The 25858-nt window shown below is 72.5% G+C and carries 28 protein-coding genes; 13 read left to right on the top strand and 15 right to left on the bottom strand.

Annotation, left to right across the window (positions count from 1 at the left end; genetic code table 11):
- Positions 1–27 precede the first annotated feature (27 nt).
- The 4 genes from LL239_RS13330 to LL239_RS18060 are packed head-to-tail and all read right to left on the bottom strand — an operon-like array spanning position 28 to position 4641.
- The gene (locus tag LL239_RS13330) at positions 28–1590 is read right to left on the bottom strand and encodes a carboxylesterase/lipase family protein (protein WP_228163934.1); all 1563 of its coding nucleotides are present in this window, start codon (positions 1588–1590) and stop codon (positions 28–30) included.
- Positions 1591–1598: 8 nt separating this feature from the next.
- Positions 1599–2276 (bottom strand): GAP family protein, encoded by a 678-nt coding sequence (locus LL239_RS13325; RefSeq protein WP_228163933.1) that lies wholly within the window; start codon positions 2274–2276, stop codon positions 1599–1601.
- An 11-nt stretch (positions 2277–2287) separates the two neighbouring features.
- Positions 2288–4006 carry a hypothetical protein gene (locus tag LL239_RS13320; RefSeq protein WP_228163932.1) on the bottom strand — a complete coding sequence of 573 codons (1719 nt, stop codon included), beginning with the start codon at positions 4004–4006 and terminating at the stop codon, positions 2288–2290.
- The gene (locus LL239_RS18060) at positions 4003–4641 is read right to left on the bottom strand and encodes a response regulator (RefSeq protein WP_228163931.1); all 639 of its coding nucleotides are present in this window, start codon (positions 4639–4641) and stop codon (positions 4003–4005) included. The genes LL239_RS13320 and LL239_RS18060 overlap by 4 nt, the downstream gene beginning before the upstream one ends.
- Positions 4642–4703: 62 nt before the next feature.
- On the opposite strand from LL239_RS18060, the gene LL239_RS13310 reads away from it, so the two are divergent.
- From LL239_RS13310 to LL239_RS13300, 3 genes are read left to right on the top strand one after another with little or no spacing between them, the layout of a single operon-like run.
- A complete protein-coding gene (locus LL239_RS13310; protein ID WP_228163930.1) occupies positions 4704–6326 on the top strand; it encodes an SDR family oxidoreductase in 1623 nt (540 codons plus the stop codon).
- A 9-nt stretch (positions 6327–6335) separates the two neighbouring features.
- Positions 6336–6818, top strand: a complete 483-nt coding sequence (locus LL239_RS13305; protein WP_228163929.1) for a MogA/MoaB family molybdenum cofactor biosynthesis protein — start codon at positions 6336–6338, stop codon at positions 6816–6818.
- Entirely contained in the window at positions 6815–7243 is a 429-nt protein-coding gene (locus LL239_RS13300; RefSeq protein ID WP_228163928.1) for a molybdenum cofactor biosynthesis protein MoaE, read from the top strand. The genes LL239_RS13305 and LL239_RS13300 overlap by 4 nt, the downstream gene beginning before the upstream one ends.
- A gap of 129 nt (positions 7244–7372) precedes the next feature.
- On the opposite strand, the gene LL239_RS13295 is transcribed toward LL239_RS13300, so the two are convergent.
- Genes LL239_RS13295 through moaA form a run of 5 tightly spaced genes read right to left on the bottom strand, consistent with a single transcriptional unit; the run spans position 7373 to position 11121 of the window.
- On the bottom strand, positions 7373–7609 hold the full coding sequence (locus tag LL239_RS13295; protein ID WP_228163927.1) for a MoaD/ThiS family protein: 237 nt from the start codon (positions 7607–7609) through the stop codon (positions 7373–7375).
- Complete coding sequence (gene moaC, locus LL239_RS13290; RefSeq protein WP_228163926.1) at positions 7606–8085, bottom strand: cyclic pyranopterin monophosphate synthase MoaC; 480 nt, start codon at positions 8083–8085, stop codon at positions 7606–7608. The genes LL239_RS13295 and moaC overlap by 4 nt, the downstream gene beginning before the upstream one ends.
- Complete coding sequence (locus LL239_RS13285; protein ID WP_228163925.1) at positions 8082–9302, bottom strand: molybdopterin molybdotransferase MoeA; 1221 nt, start codon at positions 9300–9302, stop codon at positions 8082–8084. The genes moaC and LL239_RS13285 overlap by 4 nt, the downstream gene beginning before the upstream one ends.
- Entirely contained in the window at positions 9299–10069 is a 771-nt protein-coding gene (locus LL239_RS13280) for a HesA/MoeB/ThiF family protein (RefSeq protein ID WP_228163924.1), read from the bottom strand. The genes LL239_RS13285 and LL239_RS13280 overlap by 4 nt, the downstream gene beginning before the upstream one ends.
- The gene (gene moaA / locus LL239_RS13275) at positions 10066–11121 is read right to left on the bottom strand and encodes a GTP 3',8-cyclase MoaA (RefSeq protein WP_228163923.1); all 1056 of its coding nucleotides are present in this window, start codon (positions 11119–11121) and stop codon (positions 10066–10068) included. Before moaA ends, LL239_RS13280 begins: the two co-directional genes overlap by 4 nt.
- Before the next feature lie 85 nt (positions 11122–11206).
- On the opposite strand from moaA, the gene LL239_RS13270 reads away from it, so the two are divergent.
- The 4 genes from LL239_RS13270 (at position 11207) to LL239_RS13255 (ending at position 14261) form a co-directional block, all read left to right on the top strand.
- Positions 11207–11608, top strand: a complete 402-nt coding sequence (locus tag LL239_RS13270; RefSeq protein ID WP_228163922.1) for a TOBE domain-containing protein — start codon at positions 11207–11209, stop codon at positions 11606–11608.
- Between the two features lie 69 nt (positions 11609–11677).
- Complete coding sequence (gene modA / locus LL239_RS13265; RefSeq protein WP_228163921.1) at positions 11678–12436, top strand: molybdate ABC transporter substrate-binding protein; 759 nt, start codon at positions 11678–11680, stop codon at positions 12434–12436.
- On the top strand, positions 12433–13215 hold the full coding sequence (gene modB / locus LL239_RS13260) for a molybdate ABC transporter permease subunit (protein ID WP_228163920.1): 783 nt from the start codon (positions 12433–12435) through the stop codon (positions 13213–13215). The genes modA and modB overlap by 4 nt, the downstream gene beginning before the upstream one ends.
- A complete protein-coding gene (locus LL239_RS13255) occupies positions 13212–14261 on the top strand; it encodes a sulfate/molybdate ABC transporter ATP-binding protein (protein ID WP_228163919.1) in 1050 nt (349 codons plus the stop codon). Before modB ends, LL239_RS13255 begins: the two co-directional genes overlap by 4 nt.
- Before the next feature lie 6 nt (positions 14262–14267).
- On the opposite strand, the gene cydC is transcribed toward LL239_RS13255, so the two are convergent.
- Genes cydC through LL239_RS13235 form a run of 4 tightly spaced genes read right to left on the bottom strand, consistent with a single transcriptional unit; the run spans position 14268 to position 20059 of the window.
- Positions 14268–15956 carry a thiol reductant ABC exporter subunit CydC gene (gene cydC / locus LL239_RS13250; RefSeq protein WP_308218583.1) on the bottom strand — a complete coding sequence of 563 codons (1689 nt, stop codon included), beginning with the start codon at positions 15954–15956 and terminating at the stop codon, positions 14268–14270.
- On the bottom strand, positions 15953–17578 hold the full coding sequence (gene cydD / locus LL239_RS13245) for a thiol reductant ABC exporter subunit CydD (RefSeq protein WP_228163918.1): 1626 nt from the start codon (positions 17576–17578) through the stop codon (positions 15953–15955). The genes cydC and cydD overlap by 4 nt, the downstream gene beginning before the upstream one ends.
- Positions 17575–18606 carry a cytochrome d ubiquinol oxidase subunit II gene (gene cydB / locus LL239_RS13240; RefSeq protein WP_228163917.1) on the bottom strand — a complete coding sequence of 344 codons (1032 nt, stop codon included), beginning with the start codon at positions 18604–18606 and terminating at the stop codon, positions 17575–17577. Before cydB ends, cydD begins: the two co-directional genes overlap by 4 nt.
- A 10-nt stretch (positions 18607–18616) precedes the next feature.
- The gene (locus LL239_RS13235) at positions 18617–20059 is read right to left on the bottom strand and encodes a cytochrome ubiquinol oxidase subunit I (RefSeq protein WP_228163916.1); all 1443 of its coding nucleotides are present in this window, start codon (positions 20057–20059) and stop codon (positions 18617–18619) included.
- Positions 20060–20193: 134 nt separating this feature from the next.
- On the opposite strand from LL239_RS13235, the gene LL239_RS13230 reads away from it, so the two are divergent.
- From LL239_RS13230 to gnd, 5 genes are all read left to right on the top strand, one after another.
- Positions 20194–20745: a PadR family transcriptional regulator gene (locus LL239_RS13230; protein WP_228163915.1), complete on the top strand. Its 552-nt coding sequence runs from the start codon at positions 20194–20196 to the stop codon at positions 20743–20745.
- A 96-nt stretch (positions 20746–20841) separates the two neighbouring features.
- Complete coding sequence (locus tag LL239_RS13225) at positions 20842–21087, top strand: hypothetical protein (protein WP_228163914.1); 246 nt, start codon at positions 20842–20844, stop codon at positions 21085–21087.
- Positions 21088–21299: 212 nt separating this feature from the next.
- Positions 21300–21662 (top strand): hypothetical protein, encoded by a 363-nt coding sequence (locus tag LL239_RS13220; protein WP_228163913.1) that lies wholly within the window; start codon positions 21300–21302, stop codon positions 21660–21662.
- Positions 21663–21757: 95 nt separating this feature from the next.
- Positions 21758–22261 carry a bifunctional nuclease family protein gene (locus LL239_RS13215; RefSeq protein WP_228163912.1) on the top strand — a complete coding sequence of 168 codons (504 nt, stop codon included), beginning with the start codon at positions 21758–21760 and terminating at the stop codon, positions 22259–22261.
- A gap of 79 nt (positions 22262–22340) precedes the next feature.
- Positions 22341–23399: a phosphogluconate dehydrogenase (NAD(+)-dependent, decarboxylating) gene (gene gnd / locus LL239_RS13210; protein ID WP_228163911.1), complete on the top strand. Its 1059-nt coding sequence runs from the start codon at positions 22341–22343 to the stop codon at positions 23397–23399.
- 1 nt (position 23400) lies between these two features.
- Here the strand turns inward: gnd and LL239_RS13205 are convergent, their stop codons facing one another.
- Positions 23401–23919, bottom strand: a complete 519-nt coding sequence (locus tag LL239_RS13205) for a hypothetical protein (RefSeq protein WP_228163910.1) — start codon at positions 23917–23919, stop codon at positions 23401–23403.
- 117 nt (positions 23920–24036) lie between these two features.
- On the opposite strand from LL239_RS13205, the gene LL239_RS13200 reads away from it, so the two are divergent.
- Positions 24037–24603: a ribonuclease H family protein gene (locus LL239_RS13200; protein ID WP_228163909.1), complete on the top strand. Its 567-nt coding sequence runs from the start codon at positions 24037–24039 to the stop codon at positions 24601–24603.
- Here LL239_RS13200 and LL239_RS13195 read toward each other — a convergent pair.
- Entirely contained in the window at positions 24600–25556 is a 957-nt protein-coding gene (locus tag LL239_RS13195) for an NAD-dependent epimerase/dehydratase family protein (protein WP_228163908.1), read from the bottom strand. The two genes, LL239_RS13200 and LL239_RS13195, sit on opposite strands and share 4 nt — an antisense overlap.
- Between the last annotated feature and the right edge of the window lie 302 nt (positions 25557–25858).

Raw genomic sequence — 25858 nt, 5'->3', positions numbered from 1 at the left:
CCGGATGTGTTAGCGACCTGTTCCGCGTCAGGAGAAGGACAGGGTCGCGTCGCCCCACGCCCGCCGCAGTTCGCCGTCGAGGTCGTCCACGACGAGATCGTGGCGATCGATGACGAGCGTCGCGCGGGGGTGTGCACCATCGACGGTGAACGACGGCCACGCGGGCGCGTTCTCCGCATCGGGCGCGTTCCCGTGTGCGAAGGCCGTCCAGCGTGCCTGCATCCGCGCCGAGATCACCTCGGCGATGCGGCGCCCGCCGAGGCGGAACGTGAGGTCCTTCGGTCCGCTCACGAGATTGCCCCACAGGTAGGGCAGCTCGGTGGCGTGCGTGGCGCCGAGGCCGATCAGGTGCAGGAACGGTGAGGCGTGATCGAATCGGTACAGCCACACCGGCGCGGCGGACGAGTGTCCCTCCGCGACCCACAGGGTGGGCAGGCGGAAACCGATGTCGCGCGCCACTCCGAGCCCGATCGCGCGGTGGCGCACATGCTCGTACGCGGTGAGGACCTGCGCGCGAGTGGGGAGCTCCACGCCCGGATTCTCGGTCGCCATGTCGGCGAACATCCGATCGATGCGCTCGCCCGTGATCGGGATGAGCGGCGACTTCATGAACGAGAACAGCGACGCCTCGTCCTTGTTGGTGCCGATCATGAGAGGGACCGGGATGCCACGTCCCTCGCGCAGGACCGTGATCGGCGCTTCGGGCAACAGGTCGCCGTCGACGACCGGCGCGAAGGCGAGGGTGCCGGGATCGGTCGTGGGGATGTCGCTGTAGACCGTCGCCCCGGCCGCGACCACGGCCGTCACCGGCGCGGCGCGCAGCGCCTGCGCTGCCCCGGCGTCGGCGGCATCCACCCCGAGGGCCGAGAGGAAGCGGTCGGCGACGCGCGTCGCGCGCTCGCGGCCGTAGACGCTCGACGCGGGAGAGGATTGCGCGATCGCGCGATGGAAGAGCCCCTGTGCCGCCGGCGTGGCCAGGAGCGTCGTGACGAGCCCGCCGCCGGCGGATTCGCCGAACACCGTCACCCGGTCCGGGTCGCCGCCGAACGCGGAGATGTTGCGCTGCACCCACTGCAGCGCCAGCAGAACGTCTCTCAGCGCGAGGTTGCTGTCGAAACCGCCGTGGGGGAGCGCGGCGGTCAGGTCGAGGAAGCCGAGCGCGCCGAGACGGTAGTTCACGGTCACGACGACGACGTCGCCCGAGGCCACCATCGATGTCGCATCGTACAACGGCTGACTCGAGGACCCGAAGGTGTACGCACCGCCGTGGAGCCACACCATCACCGGGCGCGCGGTGTCCGCGTCGGCCGCGGGCGCCCAGACGTTCAGCGAGAGACAGTCCTCGTCCTGCACGGCCCCCTCGCCGAGGGGGATCGCGGGGTTCTCGGGCTGGGGACACACGGGACCGAAGACCGTGGCGTCCGTCTCCGTCTCCGTGTCCGCGTCGGGAGCGGCGACGGGGGCCCGCCAACGGCGGTCGCCCCGGGGAGGAAGCGCGAATCGGATGCCGCGCCACGAGCGCACCCCGCGGTTCACCAGGCCGCGGAAGGTCCCGGCCGGGGCGGTGGCGATGAGGGAAGGGGTGTCCATAGGGGTCCTCACGCAGTGAGCTGGCGGATCAGGTGGGCCGCCTCCGTGGCGGCGAGGATGGCGAACAGCACCGTCATGATGACGGCATTGTGGGCGATCATCTCGTCTTTGAGTCTGCGCAACGCGGAGACGACGGCGGGCCGGCCCGTTGCGCCGAGGACGGCGGGGACCACGATGCTCAGCGACCCGGCGAAGGCGAGCGCGATGCACAGCAGAGCCGTCACGGCGATCGGGAGATGAGCCGCTCCCAGGAGCGCCCCGCCCTTGAGCTCCAGCGGGAGGTTCTTGCTGTTCGTCGCCGCCATGAGGACGCCGAGACCTGCGGCGCGCGACGGGGTGATGGCATCCACCGCTGCGAGCCAGCCCGGTGCCGCGGGCTCGTCGCCCGGTCGCGGACGGCCGCGCCAGCTCAGGATCGCGAACACGGCGAATCCCGCCGTGAGCAGCGCCGTCAGGACGAGGACGACGATCTTCGCCCCGGTGCCGGGCGCCGCCGCCGACGCGCCGGCGGAAGTGGCCGCTCCCACGCCGATGGCCACGAGCGTCACGAACACGAACGCGGCCGTGTACACCGGTGCCGCGGTCCGGCCACGGGGAGAGAGCAGGATCGCGACGACGGCGACGATCGGCAGGGGCGAGATCGCCATGCCGACGGCCAGGGGCAGAAGCGAGGTCAGTTCGGACATCGCCGCAGACGCTACGCGCGGCCGTGCAGAGCCCCACCGGAATGTTCGGTCGACACGACAGCACGGGACGGTCGGTCCGTTCCGGCGATCGCGAAGAGGGCCTCGAGGACGGTGTCGTCGCCGGCCGTGAGCAACCGCGCACCCAGGCGTTCTGCCCGGGAACCCGGTCGCAGGCGGGCTCGTGCGGCGGGCACGCCCGTCGAGGCGACACGCACGCGCAGGCGCGGACCGGCCGCGGTCGCGACGCGACGCACCTCCACGCGTGCAGCCCGCACCCGTGCGTGCTTCGCGGCGTTCAGGAGCCCCTCGGAGACGATCTCCGAGACGTCCCCGGCCAAGGCCCGATCGTTCCGCAGCACCGCGGACGCCGCGGCGGTGACGTGGGCCTCGACCGGCATCGCGCTGCCCCATGCCCGCAGGAGCGGCGCCAACGTCGGGCTGTCCGACGCGGGGACCGGGGCGTCGAGGACGCGCTGGATCTCGTCCGCGACCGCGGCCAGCTCCGTGCGAAGCTCCGTGAGCTGGGCGGGAGTGGCATCCGGATGCCGGAGGGCGAACAGCACCGTCGCCCCCTGGGCGTCGCCGTGAACGAGGTCGGCCGCGCGCTGCAGGCCCGCGCGCGTGCGGCGCGTGCCCAGGTCGTCCGCGCGGCCACGGTCCGCGATCGCCGTCGACAGCCGCCGACGTTCCACCCGCAACGCGTGCAGCGCGCCGCGTCCGGCGGCCAGCGCCAGAGCGAGCACGGGATACGCCGCGAGCGGCACGACGCAGAGCGGGAACGGCACCGCCTGCGCCCACGCCACCGTCGCCAGCACGGCCCCCGCGAGTACCGTGGCCGCGGCGAAGACCACCGCTCTCGCCCGGGGACTCCGGCGGAGTGCGGACGACCGGGCGATCAGATCGGCGCCTGCGCCGACGAGGACGACGGTGAGCAGACCCTCGACGATCTCGATCGGTCCGACGCTGCGCAGCGCATACGGGAGGACGGAGAGCCCGTAGAGCACCGCGGTCGCCCCGACCGGAGGAAGTCGCAGCGGCGGCCTGCGCGCGGACACCGACGCGAGGGGCACCACCACGGCATCCTCCGGCGCGGGCGGTCCAGCCGCACGGTCAGCCAGGACGTGCGCGTGGGCGCGGAGATCCGCGGCGAGGGAGCGTACGTCCGCCACGGTCTCCATCGGCGCCGTACGGAGGCTTTCGGCGACCGCTCTGACGTCCGCCCGGGCGTCGGCGACGTAACGGCGCACCCGCTCGGCGCTGCCGTCCCATTGGGCGAGCACCCGGGTGAGGAGCGAGTTGGTCTCCCGGATCGCGCGGGCGATGTCGACGAGCGCCGCGGTACCGATCAGAGCGACGGCCCAGACGGCGAGGTTCGTCGCCGCCCGGAGGGGGATGTCGCCCGCCGGGGGCACCGGCATCCCGCCCGCGAGGGAGACGGCATCCTGCAGTGACGGTCGGAGGACCGCGGCGACGACGAGCGTCCCCGCCACGAGGGAGGCCCGCCCGCGCGGGTGCGCGATCGCTCGCTCCAGAAGCGCGACCGCGATCCACGCCCCCGAGAACACCAGGGCGGTCACCGACGCCACGATCGCGCGCTCGCCGACGCTCATCGCAGCGGGGAGCGGTGCGAGGACGGTGAGGGAGACGGCGAACACCGTCACGAAGGTCCACCGTGTGACGAAACGGCCTCCCGACACCGCGCGTCCGGCCGCGCGCAGCAGCGTCCTCACGCCACGGGACCGAACTCGGCGAGGTACAGCGCGCTCGCGCGCACCCGGGAGTTCGTCCCCGATGCCGGTCCGAGCCCGAGTCGAGTGAAGATGCGGCTCACCGTGCGTTCGACGGCGCGGGTCGTCGTTCCGCGCTCCCGGGCGATCTGCTCGTTCGACCAGCCGCGGGCGACCAGGCCGAGCACCTCGATCTGGCGGCGGGTGAGGCCGTCCAGCGGGGAGGCGCGCACCGACGACGGCGCCGGCGGGATGGTCGACCTCAGCGCCGCCTCGACGGCGTCGAGCACCACCTCCGGCGAGGTGACGTCGAGCTTCGATACGAACACCGCCCCCTCGGGTCCCGGTCGGCCGGATGCGGCCACGGCGCCGGGGAAGCTGCTGAGGAAGACGACCGCCATGTGCGGCGCCAGGCCCGTCAGGATGGTCGCGAGCTCGATCCCGGTCGGGCGCGATCCGAGATCGATGTCGGTGAGCAGCACATCCGGGTCGGTGTCGGCGAACAGCCGCGTCGCCTCCGCCGCGTCGCCGGCCGCGGTGACCTGGAACCCCCGGTGCGTGAGCATGTCGCACAGCAGGACGCGCATCGCCGGCTGGTCCTCGACGACGAGCACGCGTCGCACCCACGCGGTCTCCACGCGCCTCACCCTAGCGCCGTCAAGCCCCCGTCCGTGTCGTCGGCCGGGCGTACTCTCGCGGCATGAACGAGCTGTCCGCCCCCACCGGCCGTGAACCCGCGCTCGTCGCGCAGCCCCGTCCCGACGGGTCGGCGCCGCGCGCTCTGGTGTTCGGTGCGACCGGCTACCTCGGCGGGCGCCTGGTCCCGCGGCTGCTGTCCGCCGGCTACCGGGTGCGTGTCCTGGCCCGGGACGCGCGTCGTGTCGGGGCGTTCCCTTGGGGCGACGAGGTCGAGACGATCGAGGGCGACGCGACCGACCCCGAGGCGGTGGCCCGGGCCGTCGATGCCGTCGACGTGCTGTACTACCTGGTCCACTCGATGGGAGGCGGACGCGATTTCGAGAGCACCGATCGCCGCGCCGCCCAGACCGTCGCCGACGCCGCGGCCGCCGCATCCGTCGCGCGCATCGTCTATCTCGGTGGGTTGCACCCCGACGACGCGCCCCTGTCCCCCCACTTGCGCTCGCGCGTCGAGGTGGGGCAGATCCTGCTGGCCAGCGGCGTGCCCACCCTGGTGCTGCAGGCCGGCGTCGTGATCGGATCGGGGTCGGCGTCCTTCGAGATGATCCGGCACCTGACCGACGTGCTGCCCTACATGCCGGCGCCGAAGTGGGTGCGCAATCGCATCCAGCCGATCGCCGTGCGCGATGTGCTGCACTATCTGCTGGGAGCGGCGCGGGTGGCACCGAACGTCAACCGCGCGGCCGACATCGGCGGGCCCGACGTGCTGCGGTACGGGCAGATGATGAACGGGTACGCCCTCGAGGCGGGTCTGCACCAGCGCGCGATCGCCTCGCTGCCGGTGCTCACGCCGCGACTGGCCTCGCACTGGGTCAACCTCGTCACGCCGATCCCGAAGTCCATCGCGCGTCCGCTCGTGGAATCGCTGCAGAACGACTGCGTCGTCAAGGACCGCGCGATCGACGATCTCGTCCCGCGCCCCGAGGGCGGGCTACTGCCCTACCGCGAGGCCGTGCGCCGGGCCCTGGGCCGGGTCAACGACGACGCGATCGAGACGAGCTGGCAGGATGCCGAGGTCTCCGGTGCCCCGAGCGACCCGCTGCCGAGCGACCCCGACTGGGCCGGTCGGCTGGTGTACACCGACGAGCGGACGATGCGCACCACGGCGAGTCCCGCGCAACTGTGGTCGGTCATCGAGGGCATCGGCGGCGAGAACGGCTGGTATTCGTCTCCTGTGCTGTGGGCGATCCGCGGGTGGATGGATCGCCTGGTCGGCGGTGTGGGGCTTGCCCGCGGGCGTCGCAGCCGCAGCGTCGTCACGGTCGGCGACGCGCTGGACTTCTGGCGGGTGGAAGCGATCGAGCCGGGGCGCCTGCTGAGGCTGCGCGCCGAGATGAAGGTGCCCGGCGGAGCGTGGCTGGAGTTGCGCGCCAGCCCTGAGGGGGAGGGGGCGCGGTTCGATCAGCGGGCGTTGTTCTTCCCGACGGGCCTCGCCGGACGCCTGTACTGGCTCGCCGTTCTGCCGTTCCACGGCTTGATCTTCAGCGGTATGGCGCGCCGCATCACGGCGGCGGCCGAGTCGGTGCAGCGTGACGACCTCGAACCCGAGGCGGAGGCGGGGCGCGTCGCCCCGGAGGTGCCCGAGGTCGAGACGATCCCCGCCGCGTCCGACGCGCACGCCTAGGCTGGGACGGTGCCGCCCACCGCCCGCGTGATCACCGTTTCCGACCGCTCCGCCGCCGGCCTCCGCGAAGACCGGGGCGGTCCGCTGGCCGTGTCGCTCCTGCGCGAGGCGGGGTTCGACTGCCCCGACGCCGTCGTCGTGCCCGACGGTGCCGACAGCGTCGAGGCCGCCCTCCGGGAGGCGATCGCCACCGGCGCCGGACTCGTCGTCACGACCGGCGGCACCGGCATCGCGCCCACCGATCGCACCCCCGAGGGCACGGTACGCGTGCTCGAGCGCGAGCTCCCCGGCATCGCCGAGGAACTCCGCCGCCGCGGGCTCGCCGACACCCCGCTGTCGGTGATCTCGCGCGGCCTCGCCGGGATCGCCGACCCGGGCACCTTGGTCGTGAACCTCCCGGGATCGTCGCGCGCCGTGGCATCCGGGATCGCCGTCCTCGCCGAGCTCGCCCCCCACGTGCTCGACCAGCTCGCCGGAGGGGACCACGCATGAACGCCGTCCGTATCGCCCGCCTCTCCGGGCAGCCGCTCGACCTCGACGCGCACCTGCGTGCCGTCGAGGACGACTCCTCGGGCGCCGTGACGACCTTCGTCGGGCGCGTCCGCAACACCGACCCCGACGCGACCGACGCCGTCGTTGCCCTGGAGTACAGCGCTCACCCCGATGCCGAGCAGACGCTGCATCGCATCGCGGCGGAGGCCGCAGCCGGCACCGACGCGATCGTGGCGGTCAGCCATCGCGTCGGCCGCCTGAGCGTGGGCGAGGCGGCCGTGGTCATCGCCGTGGCTTCGGGACACCGGGCCGCGGCTTTCGAGGTGTGCCGCGCGGTCATCGAGACGATCAAGACCGACCTGCCCGTGTGGAAGCGACAGGTCGAGGCCGATGGCACCACCGCGTGGAAGGGGCTCGGGGGGTAGCTGTGCGCACGAGCGCGGTGAGCTCGCCACCGCGGCCGCCTCAACCGGCATAAACGCCTTCCGCGCGCAAAAACGCGCTGTGCACGTGTTTCCGCGCGCACAGAGCGTTTATGCGTGCGGTGCCCGGGGTCAGCCGCCCGCGAACGGCGGCAGGACGTCGACGTGCGTCGCGCCTTCGAGCGGTGCGTCGTCGTCACGGCGTTCGCCGTCCACGAGCACAGCGCACCGGTCCAGGATGCCGCCGAGCGCGGGGTGTGCGGCGACGACGGCGACGCGCAGCGCGAGGAGCGTGGTCTCGGGGCGGTCCTCGGCATCCGTCCCGGCCGCTTCGGCCGCGGCGGCGAAGTAGCGCACCCGCACGCTCACGCGGGCTCCCCGGGACGCTGCCAGTCGCCGGACTTGCCCCCGGTCTTGGAGACGATGCGGACGTTCTCGATGCTGGTGCCCTTGTCGAGGCCCTTCACCATGTCGACGATCGCGAGGGCCGCGACGGACACGCTGGTCAGGGCCTCCATCTCGACGCCGGTGCGGTCCGCGGTGCCGACGGTGGCTTCGATCTCGACGCCGTCGTCGACGATCGCGAGGTCCACCGACGCCCGATGCACGCCGATGACGTGTGCCAGGGGGAGGAGCGCCGGCGTGGACTTCGCCGCCTGGATGCCGGAGATCCGCGCCACGGCCAGGACGTCGCCCTTCGGTGCCGTGCCGTCGCGCAGCGCCGCGATGACCTCGGGACCGCAGCGGACGAATCCGCGCGCCGTCGCCGTGCGGACGGTCGGCTGCTTGGCGGTGACATCGACCATGCGGGCGTGGCCCGCGGCATCCAGATGGGTGAAGGTCATGGAATCAGCATGACATCGACCGGGTCGCCCACGGCGACGGCCGCCACGTCGGCGGGCACGATCGCGAACGCCGAAGCCCGCGCCAGCGACGCCGCGAGGTGCGATCCGGAGCCTCCCGCCGTGGCCGGGCGGACGGTACCGGCGACGAGGTCGACCGCCGCCGGCAGGTATTGGCGACGACCGGGGGGTGTGGTCCACGCCTCGGCCGCCGTGAGCCGGGCGCGGGGACGGTCGAGCACCGCGTGACCCTGGAGGGCGCGCAGAGCGGGACGCACGAACACCTCGAACGACACCGCGACGCTCACCGGGTTGCCCGGGAGACCGAACACCAGCCGCCCGTCGTCGAGCCGACCGAACGCCTGCGGTTTGCCGGGTTGCATCGCGACGCGCGCGAAGGCGATGCGCGCGGCGAGGGCTTGGCGTACGGGCTCGTAGGCGCCGGCGCTGACGCCGCCGGTGAAGACGACGACGTCGGCCCCGATCGCTCGCCCGAGGACCTCGCCGATGGCGCCGGCGTCGTCGGGCACGCGCTCGACGAGAAGAACGTCCGCGTCCGCTTCGGCGATGAGGGCGGCCAGCAGCGTCGCGTTGGAGTCGGGCGTCTGCCCACGCCCGGGTGTCGTCCCCGGGGCGACGAGCTCACTGCCGGTGGAGACCACGGCGACCCGTGGTCGCCGCCGCACCGCCACCTCGGCGACCCCGGCCGCCGCGGCCGCCGCGAGCGCGAACGGGCCGAGGTGCTCCCCCGCGTGGAGGACGGTGTCGCCGCTGGACACGTCTCCGCCGCGCCGGCGCACGAACGCCCCGGCACCCGGCGCTCGCAGCACGGTGATCTCGCCCAGGGAGTCGGCGAGTCCACCGGCGGTGTCCTCGAAGGGCACGACCGCGTCCGCCGACGACGGCAGCGGTGCGCCCGTCATGATGCGCACCGCCTCGCCCGGACCGAACGCCGGGTCGTCGGAGGTCCCGGCCGGCAGATCGGCGACGACGCGCAGGCGCACCGGGTTCGTGGCATCCGCTCCGGCGACGTCGAGGCTGCGGACGGCGAACCCGTCCATCGAGGAGTTGTCGAAGCCGGGGAGGTCGTGTCGGGCGACGACGTCGGCGGCCAGAGCGCGTCCGGCGGCGTCGGCGAGGGCGACGGTCTCTGCCGGCACAGCGGTCACGGCGGCGAGGACGCGGGCGCGGTGTTCCTCGACGGTCAGCAGATCAGTCACGGTGTCCTCCGGGGAGCGAGCGGGACGATGTCGTGGCGGGCGCGCAGCGCGTCGATGATCGCCATGCGTCCGAGGAGCGGTTCGCCCGCGCCGGTGACGAGCTTGATCGCCTCCGTTGCGAGCAGGCCGCCGACCTGCACGCACAGCGCACCCAGCACGCCGACCTGGGCGCAGGTGGGCGGTTCGCCCACCGAATCGGGGGGGAAGACGTCGCTGAGGCGCACGGGGGAGCGACCCTCGGGCGGGCGCGACCAGAACACCGTCGCCTGCGCGGACCACTCCTGCACGGCCCCCCACACCAGGGGCATCCCGAGCTCGTCGGTCGCGGATGCCACGGCGCTGCGGGTGTCGAACGTGTCGCTGCCGTCGATGACGACGTGCGCGTCACCGAGAAGGGCCCGCGCGTTGTCCGGGGTGAGGCGCACGGTCTCCTCGCGCACGCGCGTGAGCGGCGAGAGGTCGCGGATGGCGCGCGCCGCCGACGCGGTCTTCAGGGTCCCGATGTCGTCGACCCGGTGCATGAGCTGGCGCTGCAGGTTCGTGCGCTCGACGATGTCGTCGTCGATCACGACGAGCTCGCCCACCCCGGCGGCGGCGAGGGCGAGCAGGACCGGCGAGCCCAGCCCCCCGGCCCCCACGACGGCGATGCGGGCGGCGGCCAGACGCCGCTGTCCTTCTTCGCCGATTCCGGTCAGGACGGCGTGGCGGGCGGTGCGGATCAGTTCTTCGGGGGCGAGGGAGGCCACCGGGTCGACGAGCGGCCTCATCCGCCGATCGCGCTCATCGTGCGCTCCGGCTGGATGAAGTCCGCGCGGGCGAGTCCGACGCGGTCGGAGCCGTGGGCGCGGGGCTTGCGCCACATCGCCTCGCGCCAGATCTGCGCGAGGTCGGCGTCGCTCGCGCCGTCGCGGAGGGCGGTGAGCAGGTCGGTCTCCTCGTGCGAGAACAGGCAGGAGCGGATGCGGCCGTCCGCGGTGACGCGTGTGCGCGTGCAGGCGGCGCAGAACGGCTCGGTGACCGACGAGATGATGCCGACGTGGCCGGCCAGGGTGCCGTCGCCGGCCCGCCGCACCTCGAAGCGCTCGGCGGGGGCCGCTCCGCGGCCGCGGGGGTCGGGGGCCAGGTCGAAGGCCCCCTCGAGCGCGGCGCGGATCTCGCGGGCGGGGACGACCTGGGTCTCGGTCCAGGACCGGTCGCCGTCCAGGGGCATGTCCTCGATGAACCGCATCTCGTAACCGTGCGTGACCGCCCAGTCCACCAACGGCACGACCTCGGTGTCGTTGATGCCGCGCAGCAGAACCGCGTTGATCTTGATCGGCCCGAGACCGGCGGCGGTCGCCGCCTCGAGCCCCGCCAGGACCTTGTCGAGGTGCGGGCGGCGGGTGAGCTCGGCGAACGTCTCGGGGTGCAGGGTGTCCAGCGAGACGTTCAGGCGCGTGAGACCCGCATCCTTCAGCGCCCGTGCCCGCCGGTCGAGACCGACGGCGTTGGTGGTCATGGCGATCGGCAGGTCGGGGTGGTCGGCGCGGATGCGGGCGATGACGTCCTCGAGGTCCTTGCGCACGAGCGGCTCGCCGCCGGTGAGGCGCAGTTCCTCGGCACCGAGCGCGCGCACCGCCACGCGGACGATCCGCGCGATCTCGTCGCCGGTCATGAGTTGCTGCTGCGGCATCCAGGGCAGGCCCTCCGCGGGCATGCAGTACGTGCAGCGGAGGTTGCACTTGTCGATGACGGACACGCGCAGGTCGCGTGCGACGCGTCCGAACCGGTCGAGCAGTCCGCCCTCGCGGGGTGCTCCGGTCTCGCGCACGGCATCCATGGGTCGAGCCTAGGCGAGCAGCGCCGGGCCGGGGTCGCCGTGCCCGCGTTCGCCGCGCCCGCGCCCGCGGCGCTACCGTCGTGCCATGCCCAACACCTTCCGCATCGCGCCGGCCGCGCGCCTGCTCGGGGTCAGCGACGACACCGTCCGGCGCTGGATCGATCAGGGGCTCCTGCCGACGACGGGCACGACGCCCGCGGAGATCCCCGGTGAGGCGCTCGCCGCGCGCGCCGTCGCCCTCGCCGACGAGCCCGACGACCCCACCGGGATCTCCTCGAGCGCGCGCAACCGCTTCGTCGGCATCGTCACGCGGGTGCGGATCGACGGGGTCATGGCACAGGTCGACCTCCAGTGCGGCCCGCATCGCGTGGTGTCGCTGATGTCGGCGGAGGCCGCCGAGGAACTCGCTCTCGAGCCCGGCGTGCTCGCCGTGGCATCGGTCAAGGCCACCGTCGTGACCGTCGAGAAGCCGCATGAGCGGAGTTGAGGACCTGAATCATCCGCGAATGCGGGAGAATAGATCCCGCGTGCTCCGAGCGCGCGGGAAGGGTCCTGCATGCGTCGCCTCCGTTTCGCTCTCGCTCTCGGCGTCGTCCTGTCGCTCACCGCGTGCGCGTCGGCCGAGCCGCCCGCCGACGAACATTCCGGCGACGCGCTGAGCGGCACCGTGCAGGTGTACGCCGCGGCGTCCCTGCAGCGCGCGTTCGACGAGATCTCCGCCGCGTTCGAGGCGGCCCACCCCGCGGTCGATGTCGTCACCGTGTACGACGGGTCGAGCACGCTCGCGACGCAGATCGCGCAGGGGGCTCCCGCCGACGTCTTCGCCTCCGCGGACGAGAAGAACATGGAGAGGATCGGCGACCTGGCCGCCGAACCCCTGGTGTTCGCCGCCAACACCCTCGTGATCGCGGTGCCGTCGGGGAACCCGGGGGAGGTGGCGGGGCTGGCCGATCTCGCCCGCGTCCCGACCGTGCTGTGCGCGGCCGAGGTACCGTGCGGATCGGCGTCGGCGACGCTGCTGGCGAGGGCCGGGGTGTCGGTGACACCGGTCAGTCAGGAGCAGAACGTCACGGCCGTTCTCGCCAAGGTCGAGGCCGGCGACGCGAGGGCCGGCCTCGTCTACGCCACCGACATCGCCGGTCGCGACGACGTCGAGGCGGTCGTTCCGGAGGGTGCCGACGCGGTGGTCAACCGGTATCCGATCACGACGGTCCGCGACGCGGGCAACCCCGCGGCGGCCGGCGCGTTCACCGATTTCGTCCTTTCGCCCGCGGGGCAGCGGATCCTCGCCGACGCCAGGTTCCGGGCGCCGTGAGCGGGGGAGGCTACGTTCCGCGCTGGCTCGTGGTTCCCGCGACGGCCGGTCTGCTGTTCCTCCTGGTCCCCCTGACCGCGCTCGTGACGCGCGTCCAGTGGGACACCCTCTGGGCCGATGTCGCCTCGGAAGCCGCGCGTTCGGCGCTCCTGCTGTCGGTGACCACCGGTGCCCTGGCGACCCTCGTCTGCGCGGCCATCGGCATACCGCTCGCCCTGCTCATCGCGCGCAGCTCGGCGCGGACGGCGGCCGCGCTGCGCGCGCTCGTGACCGTCCCCCTCGTGCTCCCGCCGATGGTGGGCGGCGTCGCGCTGCTGTACCTCTTCGGTCGGAACGGGTGGCTCGGCGGGCTCGGTCTGCCCTTCACCACGGCCGCCGTCGTGCTGGCGCAGGTGTTCGTGGCGCTGCCGTTCCTCGTTCTCGCCGTCGAGGGGGCGCTGCGCAGCACCGGGGTCGAGGTCGAGCGCACCGCCGCCTCCCTCGGCGCCTCGCGGGCGACGATCCTGCGCCGCGTGACCCTGCCGCTGGCCGCCCCCGGGATCGTCGCCGGGGTGGTGCTGTGCTTCGCACGCGCGATCGGCGAGTTCGGCGCGACCGCGCTATTCGCCGGCAACCGTCCCGGCGTCACCCAGACGATGCCTCTCGCGATCTACACGGCGTTCAACGGCGGCGGCGTGGCCCAGGGGAGCGCGGTCGCGCTGGCGCTGCTGCTGCTCGTGACGGCGATCGGCGTCCTGCTTCTGGTGCGCGGGTGGCGGCCGTCGGGGGGCGTGGCATGAGCGCGAGAGTGAGCGCGCACGTCGTCGTGCGGCGGCGGGCGTTCGTCGTGGACATCGGCATCGACGTCGCCGCCGGTGAGACCCTGGCGATCATGGGCCGCAGCGGAGCGGGCAAGACCACGCTGCTGCACGCCCTCGCCGGACTCCAACCCCTCGACGGCGGAGAGATCTCCCTCGACGGCCGCGTGATCGACCGGGTCGCCCACCCCCGGGTGCGGACCGCCCCCATGGACCGCGGCATCGTGCTGCTCGGTCAGGATGCGCGGCTGTTCCCGCACCTCTCGGCGCGTGAGAACGTCGCGTTCGGTCCGCGCGCCGCCGGCGCGGGCCGCGGGTCGGCGCGCGCCCGCGCCGAGGAATGGCTCGCGCGCGTCGGACTGCCGGGGGTCGGCGACCGTCGCCCCGCGGAGCTCTCCGGCGGTGAGCAGCAGCGCGTGGCGGTGGCGCGCGCGCTCGCCGCCGAGCCTCGCGCGGTACTTCTCGACGAGCCGCTGGTGGCTCTGGATCCCGTCACCGCCGCCGAGATCCGCGCGATGCTCCGCGAGGCGTTGGAGGGAGTGACCGCCGTCGCCGTCACCCACGACGCCGTCGATGCCGCGGCCCTCGCGGACCGGCTGCTCATCGTCGAAGAGGGGCGCGGGACTCAGCAGGGACCGGTGCGCGAGGTGCTCGCGGCACCGGCGACGGAGGTCGCGGCCCGCATCGCCGGACTCGAACGGGCGGTCGGCGTGGCATCCGCCGGCGCGTGGACGGACGGGACGGCACGCCTGGAGTCGGCGGATGCCGCGTCCCGCGCGCTCGCCGGAGAGGACGGCCGAGCGCTGGCCGCCGTGTTCCGCGCGACGGACGTTCGGCTGGAGGAAACCGTCGCCCATCCGTGGCGCGCACCGGTGCTCCGGCTCGAGCCCACCCCCGCGGGGGTGCGGATCGTCACCGCGATCGCAGCGGCAGAGGTCTCGCCCGTCGAGGCCTCGGGGCTTCGAGTCGGAGACGTCGTGACGCTGTCGATCCCTCCCGACCGCGTGCGGTTCATCGCGGCATCCTGACCCGTCTCACACCGCGACGAGTCGTCCGCTCTCGAGGCGCACGGTCCGGTCGACGAGGTCGTCGGGCACCTCGACGTGCGAGACGAGCACGACCGCGTGGCCGGGGCCCACGGCGCCGAGCAGATCGCGCAGGAGGGCATCGGATGCCGCGGGGTCGACACCCGCGGTCGGCTCGTCGAGCACGAGCACGGGGAACCCGCGCAGCAGCGCTCGGGCGAGGGCGAGGCGTTGCGCCTGCCCGCCCGAGACGAGGGCGCCGCGGTCGCCGACGGATGCGTCGAGACCGCCCCGCTCCTGCACCCACTCCGCCAATCCGACGCGGACGAGGGCGGCGCGCAGATCGTCGTCGGTGGCGTCGTCGCGGGCGAAGAGAAGGTTCTGGCGGACCGATTCGTCGAACAGGTACGGCGACTGCTCGACGAGCCCGATCGTGCGGCGCAGGTCGTCGCCGGCGAGCGTCCGCGCCTGGACGCCACCGATCGTGAACGATCCGTCGTAGTCGAGGAACCGGGCGAGCACGTGGGCCAGGGTGGTCTTGCCGGCGCCGCTCGGACCCGTGACCAGCACGCGCTCGCCCGCGCCGACGCTCAGCGACACGTCCTCGATGCGGCCGGTGTCGTCGAAGCCGGCGTCGGAGCGCGCGGGCCAGTGGGCGCACACGCCACGCAGCTCGAGGCCCGTGTCCAGGGCGGGTGCGGTACCGGTGGCGGCCGGTTCGTGGCGGGGGAGTCCGTCGGGGATCTCGGCGGGGACGGCATCCGCGATGCGCTCGGCCGCGGCGCGCACCTGCCGCCACGACGCCAGAGCGAGGGGGACCGGTCCGAACACCTCGAACACCGCCATCGGCAGCAGGACGACGACCGCCAGGCCCGGTCCGGAGAGCGTGCCGCCGGTGACGGCGGGAGCGGCCACGGCGAGCGCGAGCAGCGACGCCAGGCCGGCGAGCACCGACACCGTCCCCGAGGTCAGCCCCTGGGCTCCGCCGCGTCGAACGATCGCGCGACGCAGCGCCCGGTCGGCGTCGAGCACGCGCGTCCGGGCGGCGTCGAGGGCTCCGTACGCCGTCAGCACCTCGATGTTCGTCAGGAGGTCGTGGACGGCGTCGGCGACGTCGGCCCGCAACGGTGCGATCGCCCGCTCCGCGCGGGCGCCGGCGGCCCACCCCGCCACGACCGCGACGGCGAAGGCCGCGATGAGGCATGCCAGAAGTGCCAGTGCGGCCGGGGGCGAGACGAACGCCGCGAACACGACGGCCGCGAGCGAGGTGAGCGCCGCGACGGACAGGGGCAGCACGACCCGCAGCGGGAGGTTCTGCAACTCCTCGACGTCGTCGACGACGCTCGAGAGCAGGCCGCCGCGCCGGGCGCGGGCCAGGCCGTCCGGGGCGAGCGGGACGAGTTCGCGCACGAGGTCGGCGCGCACACCGGCCAGCCGCTCGAGCGCTGCGTCGTGCCCCGTGAGCCGCTCGAGGTACCGGAACACGCCGCGCGACAGCGCGAACGCTCGCACACCCACGACCGCCGCCGACAGGTACATCACGAGCGGCTGCTCCGCCGCGCGCGCGATGAGCCAGGCGCTCGCGGCCAGCAGCGCCACCGCGCTCCCGGCGGTGCCGAAGCCCGACAGGACGGCGGGGGCGAAGCGTCGCCGTGTGGGCATGGCGGAGGCCAGGATGCCGCGCACCCGGGGGTTCACGAGGGTGCCCCCACTTCCACGACGCGGTCGGCGATCCCGCGCGCCGACGTGCGGTGCGATACCAGCAGGACCCCGGCGCCCGCGTCGGCTTCGGCGCGCAGCGTCCGCCACACGTGCGCCTCGGTCTCGGCATCCAGGGCGCTCGACGGTTCGTCGAGGACGAGGATCCGCGCTCCCGCGACGCGTTCGCGGTACAGGGCGCGGGCGACCGCGACGCGCTGGGCCTGTCCGCCGGAGAGTCCTGCGCCACCCGCGCCGAGCGGGGTCGCCGGGTCGAGATCGGCGGCTCCGGCGTCGGCGAGCGCGCGGGCGATCGCCGCGGGGTCGGCCTCGGACCCGAGCGAGACGTTCTCGGCCACCGTGCCCGACACCAGTCCCGGCCGCTGTCCCGCCCAGGCGACAGCGGGCCGCGCGTGCGGGACGGCCCGGCCGTCGACCCGCACCTCGCCGTCGTGGTCGGCGTACCCGAGGAGCGCTGCGACGAGACTGGACTTGCCGACACCGCTCGGACCGCTGAGCAGCACGACCTCGCCGGGTCCGACCGACAGCGACACCGTCGGCATCCGGTGCGTTCCCCGGTGCACCCGCACATCGCGCAGTTCGACCGTCGCGCCGGTGTCGGGCTCGGTGGCATCCGGCCGCTGGGCGGCACGTGCGGCATCGAGGGCGTCGAAGATCTCCTCGGTTGCGGCGACGCCCTCGGCCGCGGAATGGAACTGCACGCCCACCTGCCGCAGGGGCAGGTACGCCTCGGGTGCGAGCAGCAGCACGAAGAGCCCGACGAGCAGGCTGAGGTCTCCGGCGAGCAGGCGGAACCCGATCGTCACGGCGATGATCGCGACCGAGATGGATGCCAGGAACTCCAGCGCGAAGCCCGAGAGGAACGACACGCGCAGGACCGTCATCGTCTCGCGCTTGTAGTCGCGGGTGACCCGCTCGATCGTGTCGGCGGCGCGGTGCTCGCGCCCGAAGGCCTTGAGCGTGCCGAGACCCTCGACGGTGTCGGCGAACCGGGCGGCGAGGCGCCCGAGCGTGGCGTACTGCTTCTTCTGCACGGTGCGGGTGGCGAGACCGATGAGCACCATGAACAGCGGGATGAGGGGGAGCGTCAGTACGACGATGAGGCCGGAGAGCGGATCGGCGAGGGTGATCGCGCCGAGGAGGAGGGGGGTCGTGATCGCGGTGGCGACCAGCTGCGGGAGGTACCGCCCGAAATAGGGGTCGAGCGCGTCCAGGCCGCGTCCCGCCGTCACCGACAGTGACGCGGCGTTGCGCTGAGCGAGCCACCCGGGCCCGAGGGCGGCCACCGCGGCGACCAGGCGTTCGCGAAGCTGCAGTGAGGCGGCGGCGGCACCGCGGGCGGCGACGCGTTCGGAGGCGACGATGAGCAGTCCTCGCACCACGACCAGGGATGCCGCTGCCCCGACGTAGCCCCACAGCTCCGGCAGCGCACGCCCGTCGATCGCGCCGATCAGGGCCGAGGTGAGGGCCCAGGCGAACCCGACGACGACCCCCGTCTGGGCGAGGACGATCGCCGCGCTCACCGCGAAGAAGCCGCGGGAGGCGGAGGCGTACCGCACCAGTCGGGGGTCGACGGGGCGCACCCGGGTCGTGTCGGTCAATGCGCCACCAGCGCGGCCTTCTCGATCCGGGCGCGGGTGACGCGCTTGCGGAACACCCAGTAGGTCCAACCCTGGTAGGCCAGGACGACGGGCAGGAAGACCAGCGCCGCCCAGCTCATGATCGTCAGGGTGTAGTCGGTGCTGGAGGCGTTCTCGATCGTGAGGCTCGAACCGGCTTCGAGGGTGGAGGGCATCACATTGGGGAAGAGGGCGAAGAACAGCGCCGCGACGGCGGTGACGATCGTGATCGCCCCGAGCGTGAACGCGGTTCCCTCGCGGTCTCGGAGGTTGGCCACCCACGAGCCGATGAGTGTGAGCGCCGCGACGCCGGAGAAGGCCACCACGCCGAGCAGGAGCGGAGCCTGGTTGTTCGCGGCCTGGATGATGGTCCAGACCAGGAACAGGGCGGCAGCCACGATCGTCAGCAGCCCCGACCTCTTCGCCAGCGCGCGCGCGTCGGTGCGCACCTGCCCGTCGGTCTTGAGGGCGACGAAGTACACGCCGTGCGTGAAGAACAGCAGCAGTGTGACGACGCCGCCGAGGAGGCCGTACGGATTGAGGAGCGTGAACAGGCTGCCGACGTACTCGTGGTCGGCATCCAGGGGCACGCCCTGCACGATGTTGGCGAAGGCGACGCCCCAGAGCAGGGCGGGGACGGCCGACCCGATCACGATCATGCGGTCGAAGCCGCGCTTCCATCTCGGCGATTCCCGCTGGTGCCGGTACTCGAACGACACGCCGCGGGCGATGAGCGCGAGCAGGATCAGCAGCAGCGGCAGGTAGAACCCGCTGAAGAGGGTCGCGTACCACTCGGGGAACGAGGCGAACAGTGCGGCGCCGGCGACGATGACCCACGTCTCGTTGAGGTCCCACACGGGCCCGATCGTGTTGATGATCTGGCGACGGGCGATGTCGTCCTTGCCGAGGAACGGCAGCGACATGCCGACGCCGAAGTCGAACCCGTCGAGGACGAAGTAGCCGATGAAGAGGAATCCGACGATCCAGAACCAGAGGTATGCGAGGTCCATGACTGTGCTCCTAGTAGACGGTCGTCGGGGTGTTCTCGATGGTGTCGGGCTCGCGCGGTGCGTCCGGGTCCGGCAGCGGGTCCGGCCCCTTCTGCGCGTACTTCTTGATCAGCCCGAACTCGACCACGGCGAGCGTGGCGTAGATCGCGGTGAAGGCCACGAGGGAGATCAGAACGCTCCAGCCGGGGACGCTGGGCGAGACGCCGTCCTCGGTGAGCATGAGCCCGAACACGATCCAGGGCTGACGGCCCATCTCCGTGAAGACCCAGCCGACGAGGCTGCCCAGCAGTGGTAGCGGGGCGGCCCAGATCGCGACCCGCCACATCCACGGTGCGACCGGGCGCGGGGCGTTCTTGCGGGTGACCCACAGACCGACGACGCTGATGAGGGCGGCGAGACCGCCGAGCGCGATCATCCAGCGGAAGGCCCAGTAGGTGACCCACAGCACGGGGGCGAAGTTGCCGTCCACCTGGTCGGCGAACTGCGGGAACATCTCCTGCGTGTACATCGTGTTGAGGTCGTTGATGCCCTCGACGCAGCCGTCGAGGGAGTGCGTCGACAGGATGCTGAGCAGGAACGGCACCCGGATGGAGAACAGCTCGCTCGTTCCATCGGGCGTTCCGAGCGTGAAGATCGAGAACGAGGCATCCGCGCCGCAGACGGTGTTGAACGTGGCCTCGGCTGCGGCCATCTTCATCGGCTGGGTGGCCACCATCACCAGGCTCAACTGGTCGCCGGCGATCGCGACGAGGGCGAAGGACACCAGGGTCGACCAGAGTCCGAACCGCAGAGGGGTCCGCATCATCTCGACGTTGCGGTCCCTGGCCAGGTGCCAGGCGGACACGGCGACGATGATCATCGCGGCGAACATCCAGCCGGAGAAGATGGTGTGCGGGAACGCGGCGAGGGCGACGGGGTTGGTGAGCATCGCCCAGAAGTCCACGAGTTCGGCGCGGCCACCGTCGGCGGCCATCTGATACCCGACCGGGTTCTGCATGAACGCGTTGGCGGCGATGATGAAGTACGCCGAGAAGGTCGCTCCGAGTGTCGCCATCCAGATGCTCGCCAGATGCGCGAGGCGGGGGAGCTTGTCCCACCCGAAGATCCACAGGCCGATGAACGTCGCCTCGAGGAAGAAGGCGAGCAGTCCCTCGAACGCCAGCGGGGCACCGAACACGTCGCCGACGAAGCGTGAGTAGGCCGACCAGTTCATCCCGAACTGGAACTCCTGGACGATTCCCGTCACGACGCCCATGGCGAAGTTGATCAGGAAGATCTTGCCGAAGAAGCGGGTCAGGTGCAGCCACTTCACGTCGCCGGTGCGGTACCAGACGGTTTGGAAGATCGCCACGACGAGCGACATCCCGAGCGTCAGGGGCACGAAGAGGAAGTGGTACAGGGTGGTCAGTCCGAACTGCCACCGAGCGAGGATGAGGGGGTCGAGCCACTCCACGGGATGCCTCCGATCGACGACCTCTTATGTGGTCAGACCACAGGGTACGCCCGCGTCATGACGCCGAGAAGGACGTTCCCTCGGCATCGAACCATATACTCGGAAAGCCATTTCCCGGTGGGTCGGAGGTCCCTATGACTGTGCGCCAGAGCCTGCTAGCGATCCTTGATCGCGGCGACTGCTACGGCTCGCAGCTGCGCTCGGAGTACCTGCGGCGCACCGGCGTCGCCGTCAACGTCGGTCAGGTCTACACGACGCTGGAGCGGCTGGAGCGCGACGGCCTCGTGGAGCACCGGGGCGTGGACGACGAGGGCCGCGTGCTCTGGGGGTCCACGCCCGCGGGGCGCGCGGAGGCCCGATCCTGGCTCGGCGATGCGTCGCTGACAGAGCGTCGCGACGAGGTCGCGCTCCGCATCGCGCTGGCACTCACCCTGCCCGGTGCCGACGTTCATCGGATGATCGCGGCACAACGGGCAGCGGTTGAAGAGGCGCTCGGCTCCGTCGAACCGACGGACGAGAACATGGATGCCGTCGCCCGCGCGGTCGTGGCGTCCGCGCGTCGGGCACGGCTCGAGGCGGATCTGCGCTTTCTCGATGACGTCGAGCGCCTGGCCGAGGACGCGGTGCCGTTCGGCCTCTCGGCCGAGCGTCCCCGCCGCGGTCGGCCCGTCCGCGCCTCCCGCTGAGGCGCCTATCCCGGCGGCGGCGATCCGTCAACCCCGGAACGACACGCCCGTTTTCAGCGCACCCTGTGAGTACCCCGGATACAAAGGAGTGCTCTCATGGTCATGGACATCCCCGTCAGTCGTCCGGGTCACGTGGACACCACGACGGAGATCCCCTGGACCCGCATCGACCTCGATCTGTACGAGGTTGCGCGGGACGGGCTCATCGTGGGCTACGTCGAGGTCGTCGGTTCCGTCTTCGTGGCGCTGGGCGGGACGCGGTACGACCGCGCCGTCGAGATCGCGCAGCACCTGACGTTCCACGCCGCCGTCGACACCGTCCTGCGGCGCGCCGGCCGCTGACGCGCGGCCATTAGCACCCTTCGCGGCTGAGTCAACCCCCTCGGCGAGGTCGCCGTGCTGCCGCAGGGTCGAAAGCCCAGGAGGTCGACATGTTTCCCCGACTCGCCGGTGGTGGTCGACGATGACCGCCGATCCCTTCCCCACCGGACCCCATCGCCCCGTTCGTATCGCCCATCTGCCCCCCGTGCGATCTCAGCGACGAGAATCGGAGGATGACGCGAACGCTGGCCGCACTGCCCGGCGCGGCGCGCAGACTGTGCCTGAGCCGCCGCAGGGAAGAGATCTGCACGCGTGAGAAGGGCCACCGCGGCCTCCATCACCGCCGTGGCGGCTCCCTGCTGTGGAACGACCTCCAGGCCGACCCGCCGGAGTGCCCCGGTGCGGGGACGATCGCCGAGCCGGCTCCCACGCTCGACGACGGTTTTCCGGGCGGGCGCGCTCTGTGCCCGGTGTGCTGGGCGTTCGTCCCGATCGGTGCCGGTGGTGGGCTGAGCGCCCACGACACCTGGCGGGGTGATCCGACGCGCGCGGAGGCCGATCGGCGTCGCGACTGGTTCAACGCCTACGGCTGGTGACCCGGACGAGCGGCCGTGCCGCGGTCTCGGCTGCGCGGCCGCTGAGCGTGCCGCGCCCACCCGGCGGACGTCGGTCGCCCCGTACGATGGGGGTCATGGTCCCGGTTCGCGTGCTCGGCGTGGCCCTGGATTCGGCCCAGCAGCACGTGATCCTGCTCGCCCCGCTGCCCGGTCCGGGCGTGGAGGACGGGGTCGTCCTGCCCGTGTGGATCGGCCCGCAGGAGGCGATGTCCATCCTCGTCGCCATCGAGAGCGCCGCCACCCCGCGACCGTTGACGCACGACCTCATGGTCGTGATGCTGCGGGAGCTGTCGGCATCGGTCGAGCGAGTTCTCGTGACCCGGCTGGCCGAGGGCACGTTCTACGCCGAGATCCACCTGCGCACACCGCGGGGTCCGTTCGTGATCGACGCCCGCCCCTCGGATGCCATCGCTCTCGCGGCACGCGTGGACGCGCCCATCGCGGTGGCCGAGGCGGTGCTGGCGGAAGCGGGCGTTCCCGAAGGTGCGGTGGAGTTCGACACGCGCGGGGACGACGACCGTGTGGAGGAGTTCCGGAGATTCCTCGACGGTGTCGACCCCGACGACTTCCAGGGCTGACCCGGCCGCGCCGGTCCTGCGCGCTCCTAGACTCGAAGAGCCGCCCATCGCGGCGGGATTCACGACGAACGGGGTACGAATGCAACTCGCCATGGTCGGACTCGGACGGATGGGCGCCAACATCGTCCGCAGACTCATGAAGGACGGCCACGACTGCGTGGTCTACGACGTGAACCAGGAGGCCGTGGCGGCACTGACGGCGGAGGGCGCCACGGGCGCCTCGAGCATCGCCGACCTCGCCGCGAAGCTGGAGAAGCCGCGCGCCGTCTGGCTCATGATCCCCGCGGGGCTCACCGGCAGCGTCGTCGACCAGGTCGCCGAGGTTCTCGAGGCCGGCGACATCATCATCGACGGCGGCAACTCCAACTACCGCGACGACGTGCGGCGGGCAGCGAAGCTCCAGGACACCGGCATCCACTACGTCGACATCGGCACCAGCGGCGGCGTGTTCGGCCTGGAGCGCGGGTACTGCCTGATGGTCGGCGGGCACGACGAGGCCGTCGCGCACCTCGAACCCGTCCTGCGCACGATCGCTCCCGGCCCGGGCGAGGTCGAGCGCACGCCCGGCCGCAGCGGCGACTACACGCCGGAGGAGCGCGGTTACCTGCACTGCGGTCCCTCGGGTGCCGGGCACTTCGTGAAGATGGTGCACAACGGCATCGAATACGGCATCATGGCGGCCCTCGCCGAGGGCCTGAACGTGCTCAACAACGCCGACGCCGGGATGCGTCAGGGCGAGCACTCCGCCGAGGTCGCGCCGCTGGAGGAGCCGGAGTTCTACCAGTTCGACATCGACACCGCGAAAGTCGCCGAGCTGTGGCGCCGCGGATCGGTCATCTCCTCGTGGCTGCTCGACCTCACCGCCGCGGCTCTCGCGCAGAACCCCACCCTCGACGGGCTCGCCGGTCGCGTCTCGGACTCGGGTGAGGGGCGTTGGACCGTGAAGGCCGCGGTCGACACCGGTGTACCGGTGCCCGTGCTCGCCTCGTCCCTGTTCGAGCGGTTCGCCTCGCGCGGCGAGGATCACTTCGCCAACCAGGTGCTGTCGGCGATGCGCTTGCAGTTCGGTGGGCACCAGGAGCTTCCCGCGGGCGATGTCCTCGAGGCCGGCTCCAAGAAGGCCGACAGCAACGGCTGACTCAGCGCGTCAGCGTGATGCCGCACACGAAGAGGGTGGTGCCGTCGTTCCAGACCTCGGTGGCCGGGGCGACGCAGCCGCCCTCTTCGGCGGTCAGGAGGAAGACCTTGCCGTCGCGGTACTCCGCGTACGGCCCGATCGTGCCCTGGACCGCGGCCGAGACGCCCGTGGGGAGGGTGGCGACGGAGGCGAGCGCCTCCATCAGCGGCGTGCTGTCCGCCTCGGTGTAGTAGCTGCTCGCGGCGTAGTCGCGGCAGTTGGCGGTGCCTCCGCTCCCTGTCGGGAACCCCCTACCGAGGCAGTAGCCCCCGGCGGGAAGCTCGGGCAGTGCGCCGTTCTTCTCGCGGTATCGCTCGAAGACCTGCTGCCACTGCTGCAATCTCTGCGTGGCCTCTTGGTTCGGGTCGCGAGGGGTGTTCACGAACCAGACCACGAAGCCGATGGCGCCGAGGATGATCACGGTGGCCACGACGAGGGCGGCCCGCGCGGCGGGGGACAGACGGGGTCGGGGCTCGGTCATGGAGGGACTGTCGCACGCGTGACGAGGACGCCCCGACGGCGTCATCGCAATCACGCGACCCGACGCCGGTGACTCCATCCGGCGGTTCATCCGACCGACGTCCGGGAGACTAGGGGGATGAGCAGTGCCTCCTCTCCCGCGTCCTCCGACCGATACGTCGTCGCCACTGACGGTGCGTGCAAGGGGAACCCCGGTCCCGCGGGGTGGGCGTGGGTCGGTGAGGACGGCCAGTGGGCGGCGGGGTCCATCCCGGAGGGCACGAACAACATCGGTGAGCTCCTCGGACTGCTGCACGCGATCACCGACCACACCGACGTGCGTGAGCTCGTCGTGCAGGCGGACTCCAAGTACGCCATCGACACGTACTCGTCGTGGATGGACGGTCACCGCCGGCGGGGATGGGTCACCTCGGCCAAGAAGCCCGTCGCCAATCGCGGCATCCTGGAGGCGCTCATCGCGGCGCGGGACGCGCGTCGCGCCGCGGGCCTCCCGGACGTGGTGCTCGAGCACGTGCGCGGTCACAGCGGTCACGTGCTGAACTCGTGGGCCGACGAGCGCGCCGTGCGCGCGTCGCAGCATGCCGCGAAAGGCGAGGAGCTGATCTGGACCTCGCTACGGGGCCTGGAGCGACTCGACGTCACGTCGGCACCTCCGCGCTCGGCGGCGGACCGGAACGGACGCTAGCCGGCCAACACCTCGGCTTCTTCGGCGGGGGTGAGCCCGGCGCGACGGGGGCGGCCCACACCTCGCGCCCGTTCGTCGTCGAGCGTGCGTCGCATCGTGTCGGCGAGCGGTCTTCGCCGGCCCCCGGATGCCAGGAACGCGGCGTCGCTGCGCCGCGCGAAGCCGCGCGCCTCGGCGGGCAGCCACAGGGGGAGAGACCGCGGACCCGCCCAGTGCTGCACTCCCCGCCGCAGCAGCGTGTCGTCGTCGAGAGCGACCGTCTCGGTGGCCGTGCCCGCAGCGGCCTGCGCCGTCGTGAGGACCTCGGCGAGCGGGAGCTCCTGGCCGACCGCGTTGACCGCGCCGGTCACCGCCGTGCGGCCGGCGCGTTCGATCCATGCGGCGAGGTCGTCCACATCGATGCCCTGGACGTGGCGCCCGGTCGTCGTGGGGATGAGGGTTCGCCCCCCGCGCGCGAACCGCGCGGGCCAGTACCCGAATCTGTCGGTCGGATCGCCCGGACCCACGATGAGACCGGCTCTCGCGAGCAGAACTCGGTCTTCTCCCCGCGCCCAGGTGAGCCGCTCGGCATGCACTTTGGCATCCGCGTAGCGATCGAGGTCGACGGGCTCCACGAGCGGTGCAGTCTCGTCTGCGAAGGGGGTGGCGGAGTCGGCGTAGACCGACACGCTCGACACCAGCGTCCAGTGCGCGGCGCGATCGGCCAGGGCCTCCAGGCCGGAGGCGACGAAGGGCGGATTCCACGACAGCTCGATGACGTCATCCCAATCCCCGATGACGCCGTCGTAGGCGTCGGGGGAGTTGCGGTCGGCGCGGACGAGGCGGGCGCCGGCAGCCACGGTTCCGGCCTCGCCACGCGCGAGGCACGTGACGTCGGCGCCGGCGGCGAGTGCGGCAGCCGCCACGGCGCGGCCGAGCCATGCGGTGCCGCCGAGGATGAGGACGCGACGCATGGGGTCAGCCAATCACCGTCGTGGCTGCGCCACGAGGGGGTTCGCGGAGGGCGGACGTGCGTCAGAACGGCGGGGGATCGGGTTCGGGGACGAACGCCACGTATCGTCCCGGCCCGTTGGTCGTGCGGCGTCCGAGCGGACTCGTCCATTCGATGCTGCCGTCGGGGAGTTGGTGAGCGACCCATGGCGTCTCGGTCTTCAGCGTGTGATGTCGTTTGCACAGGCGAGGCTGTCGCATGAATCTGCCCGGGCTCGGATGAGCCGGGGCGGCAGGGCCGAGCGGCCCTGCGGTTCAGGCGGTG

This window comes from Microbacterium testaceum (assembly GCF_020781835.1).
In the GTDB taxonomy this organism is placed as follows: Bacteria; Actinomycetota; Actinomycetes; order Actinomycetales; family Microbacteriaceae; genus Microbacterium; species Microbacterium testaceum_H.
The sequence above is the reverse complement of the archived record's forward strand: the minus strand, read 5'-3'. Positions and strand labels throughout refer to the sequence as shown.

What these genes read in the sequence shown, in the direction of transcription:
- LL239_RS13330 (WP_228163934.1), bottom strand. Translation starts at nt 1,590, where the DNA reads ATGGACACCCCTTCCCTCATCGCCACCGCCCCGGCCGGGACCTTCCGC.
- LL239_RS13195 (WP_228163908.1), bottom strand. Translation starts at nt 25,556, where the DNA reads ATGCGTCGCGTCCTCATCCTCGGCGGCACCGCATGGCTCGGCCGCGCC.
- LL239_RS13280 (WP_228163924.1), bottom strand. Translation starts at nt 10,069, where the DNA reads ATGAGGCCGCTCGTCGACCCGGTGGCCTCCCTCGCCCCCGAAGAACTG.
- LL239_RS13200 (WP_228163909.1), top strand. Translation starts at nt 24,037, where the DNA reads ATGAGCAGTGCCTCCTCTCCCGCGTCCTCCGACCGATACGTCGTCGCC.
- LL239_RS13215 (WP_228163912.1), top strand. Translation starts at nt 21,758, where the DNA reads ATGGTCCCGGTTCGCGTGCTCGGCGTGGCCCTGGATTCGGCCCAGCAG.
- cydB (WP_228163917.1), bottom strand. Translation starts at nt 18,606, where the DNA reads ATGGACCTCGCATACCTCTGGTTCTGGATCGTCGGATTCCTCTTCATC.
- modA (WP_228163921.1), top strand. Translation starts at nt 11,678, where the DNA reads ATGCGTCGCCTCCGTTTCGCTCTCGCTCTCGGCGTCGTCCTGTCGCTC.
- LL239_RS13220 (WP_228163913.1), top strand. Translation starts at nt 21,300, where the DNA reads ATGACGCGAACGCTGGCCGCACTGCCCGGCGCGGCGCGCAGACTGTGC.
- LL239_RS13255 (WP_228163919.1), top strand. Translation starts at nt 13,212, where the DNA reads ATGAGCGCGAGAGTGAGCGCGCACGTCGTCGTGCGGCGGCGGGCGTTC.
- LL239_RS13300 (WP_228163928.1), top strand. Translation starts at nt 6,815, where the DNA reads ATGAACGCCGTCCGTATCGCCCGCCTCTCCGGGCAGCCGCTCGACCTC.
- LL239_RS13270 (WP_228163922.1), top strand. Translation starts at nt 11,207, where the DNA reads ATGCCCAACACCTTCCGCATCGCGCCGGCCGCGCGCCTGCTCGGGGTC.
- moaC (WP_228163926.1), bottom strand. Translation starts at nt 8,085, where the DNA reads ATGACCTTCACCCATCTGGATGCCGCGGGCCACGCCCGCATGGTCGAT.
- LL239_RS13230 (WP_228163915.1), top strand. Translation starts at nt 20,194, where the DNA reads ATGACTGTGCGCCAGAGCCTGCTAGCGATCCTTGATCGCGGCGACTGC.
- moaA (WP_228163923.1), bottom strand. Translation starts at nt 11,121, where the DNA reads ATGGATGCCGTGCGCGAGACCGGAGCACCCCGCGAGGGCGGACTGCTC.
- gnd (WP_228163911.1), top strand. Translation starts at nt 22,341, where the DNA reads ATGCAACTCGCCATGGTCGGACTCGGACGGATGGGCGCCAACATCGTC.
- LL239_RS13225 (WP_228163914.1), top strand. Translation starts at nt 20,842, where the DNA reads ATGGTCATGGACATCCCCGTCAGTCGTCCGGGTCACGTGGACACCACG.
- LL239_RS13325 (WP_228163933.1), bottom strand. Translation starts at nt 2,276, where the DNA reads ATGTCCGAACTGACCTCGCTTCTGCCCCTGGCCGTCGGCATGGCGATC.
- LL239_RS13310 (WP_228163930.1), top strand. Translation starts at nt 4,704, where the DNA reads ATGAACGAGCTGTCCGCCCCCACCGGCCGTGAACCCGCGCTCGTCGCG.
- LL239_RS13205 (WP_228163910.1), bottom strand. Translation starts at nt 23,919, where the DNA reads ATGACCGAGCCCCGACCCCGTCTGTCCCCCGCCGCGCGGGCCGCCCTC.